The 8,445-nt window shown below is 56.9% G+C and carries 8 protein-coding genes; 5 read left to right on the forward strand and 3 right to left on the reverse strand.

Translation table 11 applies throughout. The annotated features are described in order from the left end of the window. Positions 1-8: 8 nt before the first annotated feature. Entirely contained in the window at positions 9-308 is a 300-nt protein-coding gene (locus KDX30_RS21455; RefSeq protein WP_027898266.1) for a PilZ domain-containing protein, read from the reverse strand. 264 nt (positions 309-572) lie between these two features. Between KDX30_RS21455 and rssB the strand changes: the two genes are divergently transcribed. Both rssB and rssC read left to right on the forward strand, forming a co-directional pair. Next, a complete protein-coding gene (rssB, locus tag KDX30_RS21460; RefSeq protein ID WP_027898267.1) occupies positions 573-1,757 on the forward strand; it encodes a two-component system response regulator RssB in 1,185 nt (394 codons plus the stop codon). Further along, positions 1,754-2,236: an anti-sigma factor antagonist RssC gene (rssC, locus tag KDX30_RS21465; RefSeq protein ID WP_027898268.1), complete on the forward strand. Its 483-nt coding sequence runs from the start codon at positions 1,754-1,756 to the stop codon at positions 2,234-2,236. The genes rssB and rssC overlap by 4 nt, the downstream gene beginning before the upstream one ends. A 75-nt stretch (positions 2,237-2,311) precedes the next feature. Here the strand turns inward: rssC and tal are convergent, their stop codons facing one another. Together tal and dusA are read right to left on the reverse strand one after the other, a co-directional pair. Then, the gene (tal, locus tag KDX30_RS21470) at positions 2,312-3,238 is read right to left on the reverse strand and encodes a transaldolase (RefSeq protein ID WP_027898269.1); all 927 of its coding nucleotides are present in this window, start codon (positions 3,236-3,238) and stop codon (positions 2,312-2,314) included. 166 nt (positions 3,239-3,404) lie between these two features. Then, on the reverse strand, positions 3,405-4,415 hold the full coding sequence (dusA, locus tag KDX30_RS21475; protein WP_231677431.1) for a tRNA dihydrouridine(20/20a) synthase DusA: 1,011 nt from the start codon (positions 4,413-4,415) through the stop codon (positions 3,405-3,407). A gap of 385 nt (positions 4,416-4,800) precedes the next feature. On the opposite strand from dusA, the gene KDX30_RS21480 reads away from it, so the two are divergent. The 3 genes from KDX30_RS21480 (at position 4,801) to dapF (ending at position 8,354) form a co-directional block, all read left to right on the forward strand. Next, complete coding sequence (locus KDX30_RS21480) at positions 4,801-6,951, forward strand: PAS domain-containing protein (RefSeq protein ID WP_231677432.1); 2,151 nt, start codon at positions 4,801-4,803, stop codon at positions 6,949-6,951. 213 nt (positions 6,952-7,164) lie between these two features. Next, positions 7,165-7,494 carry a DHCW motif cupin fold protein gene (locus KDX30_RS21485; RefSeq protein ID WP_027898278.1) on the forward strand — a complete coding sequence of 110 codons (330 nt, stop codon included), beginning with the start codon at positions 7,165-7,167 and terminating at the stop codon, positions 7,492-7,494. Positions 7,495-7,538: 44 nt separating this feature from the next. Further along, the gene (gene dapF, locus KDX30_RS21490; RefSeq protein ID WP_231677433.1) at positions 7,539-8,354 is read left to right on the forward strand and encodes a diaminopimelate epimerase; all 816 of its coding nucleotides are present in this window, start codon (positions 7,539-7,541) and stop codon (positions 8,352-8,354) included. The last annotated feature ends 91 nt before the right edge of the window (positions 8,355-8,445 follow it).

Genomic DNA, 8,445 nt, shown 5'->3' on the forward strand with positions numbered 1-8,445 from the left:
GCCGGATCTCAGCTCATCTTGACGATGGTCAGGCCCAGTTTTTGTCCGCCATCGGCTTCGTCAGTGACCCATACAACCTCTGTTTCTGCTTCAAGGCCTTTGAGGGCTGCGTGGTCCGAATCGATTCTCACGTGCAGTTTTTCGCCAACCCTGAAGGTTCTGGGTGCCTGTACCTGCATCCCGGAGCTCGATAAATCAATGCATACAGCCGGGATGACCTGGCCTGCGTAGATCAAGCTGATGTCAGCTTCCACGCGCATCCGGATGAAGTCCCGTTTCTCCTCGTAGCTTCGATCATTTAGACTCATGTCCAGTCCTTCATTTCCATTGCTGAATTCATGGTTCTTATAACTCTGAGCGATTTGCCGTGTAAAGACGCAATGTCGGGACTGCCGCGTGCTTGAAACGCCCGTCGGATGGGAGTACCGTCTGCGCCTTGAAGGGCACCTCTGAAACGCCAGTTACGGGATCACAAGTCCGGTCGTGCGGTCAGAGTGGCTAGAAGCGAATCCAGTACGCAGACCCGTGAACCGGGGTGCTTACGCCAACCTTATCTGGCGCCGTTTGCCCACATGCAGAAAACCAGTGCCACGCTGCTGATAATCGATGACGACGAAGTAGTGCGAGCGAGCCTTGCCGCCTATTTGGAAGACAGTGGCTTCAGCGTCCTTCAAGCAAATAACGGCTTGGAGGGCATACAGATATTCGAGCAGGACAAGCCTGATTTGGTGATCTGCGATTTGCGCATGCCGCAAATGGGCGGGCTTGAGCTGATTCGTCAGGTGACGGCCATCGCGCCGGAAACGCCTGTAATCGTGGTGTCGGGTGCAGGCGTGATGAATGACGCTGTCGAGGCGCTCCGCCTGGGCGCTGCGGATTACCTGATAAAGCCTCTGGAAGACTTGGCCGTGCTGGAGCACTCGGTGCGTCGCGCACTTGACCGTGCGCGTCTGCTGCAGGAGAACCAGCAGTATCGCAAGAAGCTGGAAACCGCAAACCGCGAGCTGGAAGCAAGCTTGCATCTGCTCCAGGAAGACCAAGATGCCGGTCGACAGGTGCAGATGAACATGCTGCCGATCAGCCCGTGGTCGATCGATCAGTTCAATTTCGCTCACGAAATCATTCCCTCGCTTTACCTGTCGGGTGATTTCGTTGATTACTTCCGCGTCGACGAGCGCCGCGTTGCGTTCTATCTCGCGGATGTCTCCGGGCATGGCGCTTCTTCGGCGTTCATCACCGTGCTGCTCAAGTTCATGACCACACGCTTGCTGTTCGAATCCAAGCGTGGTGGTACGCTACCGGAATTCAAGCCCTCTGACGTTCTAGGCCACATCAACCGCGGCCTGATCAGTTGCAAGCTGGGCAAGCATGTAACGATGGTTGGCGGTGTGATTGACGAGGAGTCGGGGCAACTGACGTACGCAGTCGGCGGTCATCTGCCGTTGCCTGTGTTGTATACACCGGGTGAAGCACGCTACCTGCAAGGTCGCGGTTTGCCCGTAGGGCTGTTCAACGAAGCCACCTATCAGGATCATGTGATCGACTTGCCCGAGTCGTTTAGTCTGACCCTGCTGTCTGATGGCATTCTGGACTTGCTTCCCGGTGATACACTCAAAGAGAAAGAAGCCGCACTACCTGAACTGGTAAAGGCGGCGGGCGGCAGCCTGGATGGCTTGCGCCAGACTTTTGGATTGGCCACGCTAGGGGAGATGCCGGATGATATCGCCTTGTTAGTGTTGAGCAGGAACCTTGAATGAGTACCGGTAGAATCCAGTTCGCCGAGCAGGAAGGCACGTTTGTCCTCAAGTTTGTCGGGGAAGTGCGTCTGACGTTATGTTCGGCTTTGGATGCGACTATTGAGCGGATCTTCACTGCGCTGAATTTTTCAACGGTAGTAATTGATCTGACCGAAACCCGCAGCATAGACAGCACGACACTTGGCTTGCTGGCCAAACTGTCGATCCTGTCGCGTCAAAAAGTAGGGTTGTTGCCAACGCTGGTCACCACCCACGAAGACATCACCCGGCTTCTGCAGTCGATGGGTTTCGATCAAGTGTTCAATATCGTTGATCGTCCGATTCCGTGCCCTGAGTGCCTGACGGACCTGCCGTCTCAGGACCAGTGCGAAGAGGTGGTCAAGGCCAAGGTGCTGGAAGCGCACAAGATCCTGATGGGGCTCAATGACTCCAATCGCGAAGCCTTCCACGACCTGGTCAACGCCCTCGAACGTCACTGATCCACTGGTGAGGAGCGCAGCAAAAAGGGCGGCATCCGTGAGGATGCCGCCCTTTTAGTCTTTCAGCGTTCTGGATCAGACCTTGGCGCTTAGCAACGCTTCCAGTTTTTCCTGATCGCGAGCGAACTGACGGATACCTTCAGCCAGTTTCTCGGTCGCCATCGCATCTTCGTTGGACGCCCAACGGAATTCGCTTTCATTGAGCGTTACGCGCGGCTCACCGGCATTGCCCGGTTTCAGTTTGCGCTCCAGCGTGCCGGTATCTTCGGCAAGCTTCTGCAGCAGGTCCGGGCTGATGGTCAGGCGATCACAACCGGCCAATTGCTCGATCTGGCTCAGGTTACGGAAGCTGGCACCCATAACGACTGTCTTGTAGTCGTTGGCTTTGTAGTAGTTGTAGATGCGGGTCACAGACTTCACGCCCGGGTCTTCCGCGCCCACATAATCCTTGCCTTCAGCCTTCTTGTACCAGTCGTAGATACGGCCTACGAACGGCGAAATCAGGAATACGCCAGCATCGGCACACGCTTGGGCCTGGGCGAAGGAGAACAGCAGCGTCAGGTTGCACTGGATGCCTTTCTTTTCCAGTACTTCGGCGGCGCGGATGCCTTCCCAGGTCGAAGCCAGCTTGATCAGGATGCGATCCTTGCTGATGCCGGCCGTTTCGTACATATCGATCAGGCGCTGGGCGCGCTCGATGCAGCCATTGGTGTCGAAAGAGAGGCGGGCGTCGACTTCAGTCGAAACGCGGCCCGGAACAACCTTGAGAATTTCCTGGCAGATAGCGACGGCAAAACGATCAGATGCCAGACCGATATCGCCATTGGCGCCGCTGAAGGCTGCCTTGAGGCGATCAGCGTTGCTGTCGCTGGAGCCGGCCTTGAGCAGCAGGGAAGGATTGGTGGTCGCGTCGACCGGCTTGAGCTTTTCGATGGCTGCGAAATCGCCGGTGTCGGCAACAACGGTGGTGAATGCTTTGAGTTGATCCAGCTTGGAAGTCATGAGCGTGCTCTGTCCTGTGCGGTTAGGTGACATTACCCGAGCGATGGCGCCCACTCAAGGGCGCTAAGCATAACGCCGCGCCAGAACAGGGCGGCCTGTTGCCCGGGCGGGCGAAAACTCGATCCAGACTGGTTGGAGCGCTATCCGCCGCGCTTGTTCCCTGCTTTCAGCGACCTTCCAGCAGCCCGGCCGCCTGATCCAGTAGCGCCAGCGGATCCTGAGTCTTGTGGATGTCCACCGACAGCAACTGCCTGAAGCGTCTGGCGCCGGGGAAACCCGTGCCGAGGCCCAGCACGTGACGGGTAACGTGATGCATGGAACCGCCGCTCTGAATGTGCGCGGCAATGTATGGGCGCATTTCTGCCAGCGCTTCAGCCCGGGAAATCACCGGTGCCTCACTGCCAAACAACTGCTGATCGACCTCGGCCAGCAGATACGGATTGTGATACGCCTCGCGACCTAACATTACGCCGTCGAATACCTGCAAGTGTTCCTGGCATTGTTCGAGGGTCTTGATACCGCCATTGAGGATGATTTCCAGATCAGGAAAATCACGCTTCAGCTGCGCGGCAACGTCATAGCGCAGCGGCGGGATATCACGGTTTTCCTTGGGGGAAAGGCCCTCAAGAATCGCAATCCGCGCATGCACCGTAAAACTGGTGCAACCCGCGTCGCGAACGGTGCCGACAAACTCACACAATTGCTCGTAGCTGTCACGACCATTGATCCCGATCCGATGCTTGACCGTCACCGGAATCGACACCGCATCACGCATCGCCTTTACGCAATCAGCCACCAACTGCGGATGCGCCATGAGCACCGCACCAATCATATTGTTCTGAACCCGATCACTCGGGCAGCCGACATTCAGATTCACCTCGTCATAACCCACTGCTTCGGCCATCCGCGCACACGCCGCCAGATCCGCCGGGACACTGCCCCCCAACTGCAACGCCAGCGGATGCTCCGCCTCGTCGTGCTGGAGAAAGCGATGTGGGTCAGCGTTGAGCAGCGCGCCGGTGGTAACCATTTCGGTGTAGAGCAGAGCGTTCTTGGAGAGGAGGCGCAGGAAGAATCGGCAATGTCTATCAGTCCAGTCCATCATTGGGGCAACGCTGAAGCGGCGGGAGGGTTCAGGGCCTGTGTTTAAAGGGTTTGAAGCGAATTGTGTCTGCATTTTGGTCTGCGTGTTTTTCCCAGTTTCGAGCGTGTCACTGCGCAATGATCACCGCCTGGAAGCGGTAAATGAGACGCGGAATTTCAGCGCGAGGGGTTCGAAAGGCTGAAGTCTACCAGAGCCCCGGCAATAGCCCGAGCACAACGGGAATGGGTGCTCGTCGGAAAATACATGTGCCTTGCTTCGCCGCCATCTTCAACCGGGGACGGCATTGTGCCACCCGTGTAATATGGCAATTACTTGCGTAATAGGAACATTCAAGGCATGAACATCCATTGCCGCCAGCCTGTCTGCTTGCCCCGCAGCTCATTCAAACGTTCACCTGGTTACCTGCATCCAGTTTCGGCCCTGGCCGAAGCAGCGCAGTTTGTCTGAGATGGCCAGCGTGTCTAACGAGATTTATTCCCTAAGGATTGAGAACGATGAACTTCGGGCGAGACTGGCCGAAGCCGAGAGCCGGTGCGCGCGCGAGGTTGAGGCTCATCGGGATTACGAGCACCAACGCAACGCCCTGGCCGCCGGGGGAGTGATCGGGACCTGGAATTGGCACCCCGCGCGTGACAGTTTCACTATCGACCTTGGTTTTGCCCTTGCTTTCGGTATTGATTCAAGCCTGATACAGGCTGACCTACCCATCGAAAGGGTTCTGGAAAATGTGCACCCCGAAGACCGGCCAGGGCTGGATGCCGCTATCGCAGAGGCCGTTAACCGCGGTGGAACCTACTCCCATCAGTACAGGGTGAGACGCGCAGACGGGAAGTATTATTGGCTCGACGCTCATGGGCGTGTTGAAACCGATATCGACGGCAAGCCCACCAGTTTTCCGGGATTTGTATTTGATATGACCGAACGGCGCGCCGCCGAGGAGCGCTTGCGTGTCAGCGAGGCGCTCAATAAGGAAAATATCCAGCGCGTAGAGCTTGCACTGGCTGCCCGGGCAATCATTGGTACCTGGAGTTGGGATCTGCCAACCGACCGTTTTACGGTAGATGATGCTTTCGCCCACGCATTTGGCCTGGATCCCGCGCTTGGCAGGGAAGGTATCCCGCTTGCTCAGATTGTTGCCACTGTCCATCCTGATGATCAGGCCGGACTGGCCGGGGCTATCAACGAGGCTATTGCCAGAGGCGGCCTCTATGCTCACCAATATCGAGTGCGGCGTGCTGACGGCAAATATTATTGGCTGGAAGCCAACGGTCGCGTTGATCATGCGCCAGATGGCACCCCTCAGTGCTTTCCGGGCGTTTTGATAGACGTTGAAGCACGACGTATTGTCGAAGCAGAACGCGACCTCGCAATTACCGAGTTACGCAGGCTCAATGAAACGCTCGAGCAGCGCGTCGCCGAGCGCTCCGCTGAGCTTTCGGAGGCGGAAGAGCGGCTGCGCCAGTCCCAGAAAATGGAGGCCGTAGGCCAATTGACCGGCGGTTTGGCGCACGATTTCAATAATTTGCTGGCGGGGATTTCCGGATCACTCGAGTTGATGCAGACCCGAATGCAGCAGGGACGGTTTGGGGATGTGGGACGCTACATGGTAGCGGCGCAGAGTGCCTCTCGGCGTGCTGCTGCTCTGACCCATCGATTGCTGGCCTTCTCGCGTCGCCAGACTCTTGACCCCAAACCCACGGATGTAGGCGTACTCGTTCGAGGCATGCTTGAACTGATTCAGCGCACGGTGGGCCCTGGCATTACGATTGATGTAGCCGATATGCCTGAGCTTTGGGGGGCGCTGGTTGACGCCTCTCAGCTTGAAAACTCCCTCCTGAATCTGTGCATCAATGCGCGTGACGCAATGCCAGACGGCGGTCGCATTACCATCGAGACCGCCAACGCATGGCTCGACGAGTGTGCCGCCAAACAGCATCAGATACCTGCCGGGGAGTACCTCTCGCTGTCCGTGACCGATACGGGTAATGGCATGCCACCTGAGATCGTCGGGCGTGCGTTTGAGCCTTTCTTCACGACCAAGCCCATTGGTGAAGGCACGGGGTTGGGGTTATCGATGATTTACGGGTTCGCCCAGCAGTCGGGTGGGCAGGTCCGGATCTACTCGGAAGTCGATCGGGGCACGAAGGTGTGCATGTACTTGCCTCGGCACCACGGTGAGACGCCAGACGAAGATTTACTGGCTGCGCCTTCGGCATTCAATCGCGCCGACCACGGCGGAACAGTTCTGGTGGTGGATGACGAGCCTACGGTGCGCATGCTTGTCACCGACATCCTTGAAGAACTTGGCTTTGTGGCAATTGAAGCCAAGGACAGCGCGGCCGGATTGAAATTGCTGCAATCCAATGTTCGCATCGACCTGCTGGTGACCGATGTCGGGCTACCTGGCGGAATCAACGGACGCCAGATGGCGGATGCGGCGCGGATTTCCAGACCGAACCTGAAAGTGTTGTTTATCACCGGCTATGCAGAAAGCTCGATTCTTGCGAATGGACACCTTGCTCCCGGGATGGCCGTACTCACCAAACCGTTTCTGGTCGAAACCATGGCTGCGCGGATAAGTGCGATGATCAGCGATTCGCGAGAGTAAGCGCGGTATGGCTTATCGGTAACTCATGGAGGCACGCAATGCGCCGTAGCTTCTGGTTACCAAGCGCGGCAGGATGCTGATTGATTTTTGCTGCCCCACAAACAGCCATGGATGGGGGGGGCTCTGTATCTCGCGACTACAAGCAATCTGTATCTGTCGGTCATTCCTTGGGGCTGATACGGTTTGCATCCCTCCTGTTCTGAGCCAGCCATGATTGAACTCACCGCTTTCCCGTTTGGTACAACCGACTGGTCGACAATCGAACCTGTAGAACATGCCGGTGAAACCGGTACTGCTTATTGGCGCACTTGTCAGTTTGGCGCGGTGCGCGTTCGTATGGTGGAATACAGCCCAGGCTATCTGGCTGATCACTGGTGTTGGAGAGGCCATATCCTGCTGTGCCTTGAGGGTGAATTGCACACCGAGCTTGAGGATGGTCGCCAATTCGTGCTCACTGCGGGTATGAGCTATCAGGTCAGTAATGACGCCGAAGGACATCGCTCGTTCACCACAACGGGCGCCAGGTTGTTTGTGGTGGACTAATACCCTTAAAACATCATCTCCACGTCTTGTCGCAGGATCCAGTGATGCCGCTTGGTTTTCATAAAATGCATGCCAATGGCGATGATTTCGTCATTGTAGACACGCGAAACGCCGCCAACCCGTTCACCAGTGCCATCGCCCGCCGATTGGGTGACCGGAATCGAGGGCTCGGCTTCAATCAACTCGCCGTGTTGCTCGATTGCGAAGATGCCGCGGCGCGCTTGATATTCTGGAACGCCGATGGCTCTTCTCTAGACGCGTGCGGAAGCGCTACGCGAGGTGTTGCGGATTTGTTGATGCGCGAAGCGGATGTAACGTCGGTAAAGTTACGCACCAATCGCGGCTTGTTGGCGTGCGAGCGAACGTCGACCGGTGATATCGCGGTCGACATGGGCAAGCCGCTGTTTGGTTGGGCAGATATTCCGCTGTCTCTGGAACTGGATTCTGTAGTGCTGCCACTTGCCGGTCGCCCGACGGCCTGCAGCATGGGCAATCCGCACTGCACTTATTTTGTCGATGATCTGGCTGATGTTGATATCGCGAAAATCGGTCCGGCCCTTGAAACCAATGACTTGTTTCCGCTCAAGACCAACGTGCATTTCGTCCAGATTATCAACCGCAAGCACATCCGGTTGCGTATATGGGAACGGGGCGGTGGTATTCCCCTCGGGTCGGGGTCCTGCGCGTGTGGTGCTGCGGTCAACGGCATTCGGCGTGGCTTGCTGGACAATACCGTTGAGGTCGAATGCGATGGCGGAACAGTGACAGTTCGATGGGATGGCATGGGCCCGGTATTTCTGGTCGGGTCGGTAGAGAGCGTTGCGTCGGGATTGATCGCCGACCGCTTGTTGGATCTGTAGTCCTGACACACATTAACTGGTAGGAGCTGCCGAAGGCTGCGATGGCGGAAAATGCCAAGCACCCGTAGGCAGCTACGAAAAGGAATTAAAT

Origin of the sequence: Pseudomonas quasicaspiana, from assembly GCF_021147825.1 — a bacterium.
GTDB classification, from domain to species: domain Bacteria; phylum Pseudomonadota; class Gammaproteobacteria; order Pseudomonadales; family Pseudomonadaceae; genus Aquipseudomonas; species Aquipseudomonas quasicaspiana.

Bases quoted from the DNA above. Each gene is read 5' to 3' on its own strand.
- KDX30_RS21455 (WP_027898266.1), bottom strand. From the start codon at position 308: ATGAGTCTAAATGATCGAAGCTACGAGGAGAAACGGGACTTCATCCGG.
- rssB (WP_027898267.1), top strand. From the start codon at position 573: ATGCAGAAAACCAGTGCCACGCTGCTGATAATCGATGACGACGAAGTA.
- rssC (WP_027898268.1), top strand. From the start codon at position 1,754: ATGAGTACCGGTAGAATCCAGTTCGCCGAGCAGGAAGGCACGTTTGTC.
- tal (WP_027898269.1), bottom strand. From the start codon at position 3,238: ATGACTTCCAAGCTGGATCAACTCAAAGCATTCACCACCGTTGTTGCC.
- dusA (WP_231677431.1), bottom strand. From the start codon at position 4,415: ATGCAGACACAATTCGCTTCAAACCCTTTAAACACAGGCCCTGAACCC.
- dapF (WP_231677433.1), top strand. From the start codon at position 7,539: ATGCCGCTTGGTTTTCATAAAATGCATGCCAATGGCGATGATTTCGTC.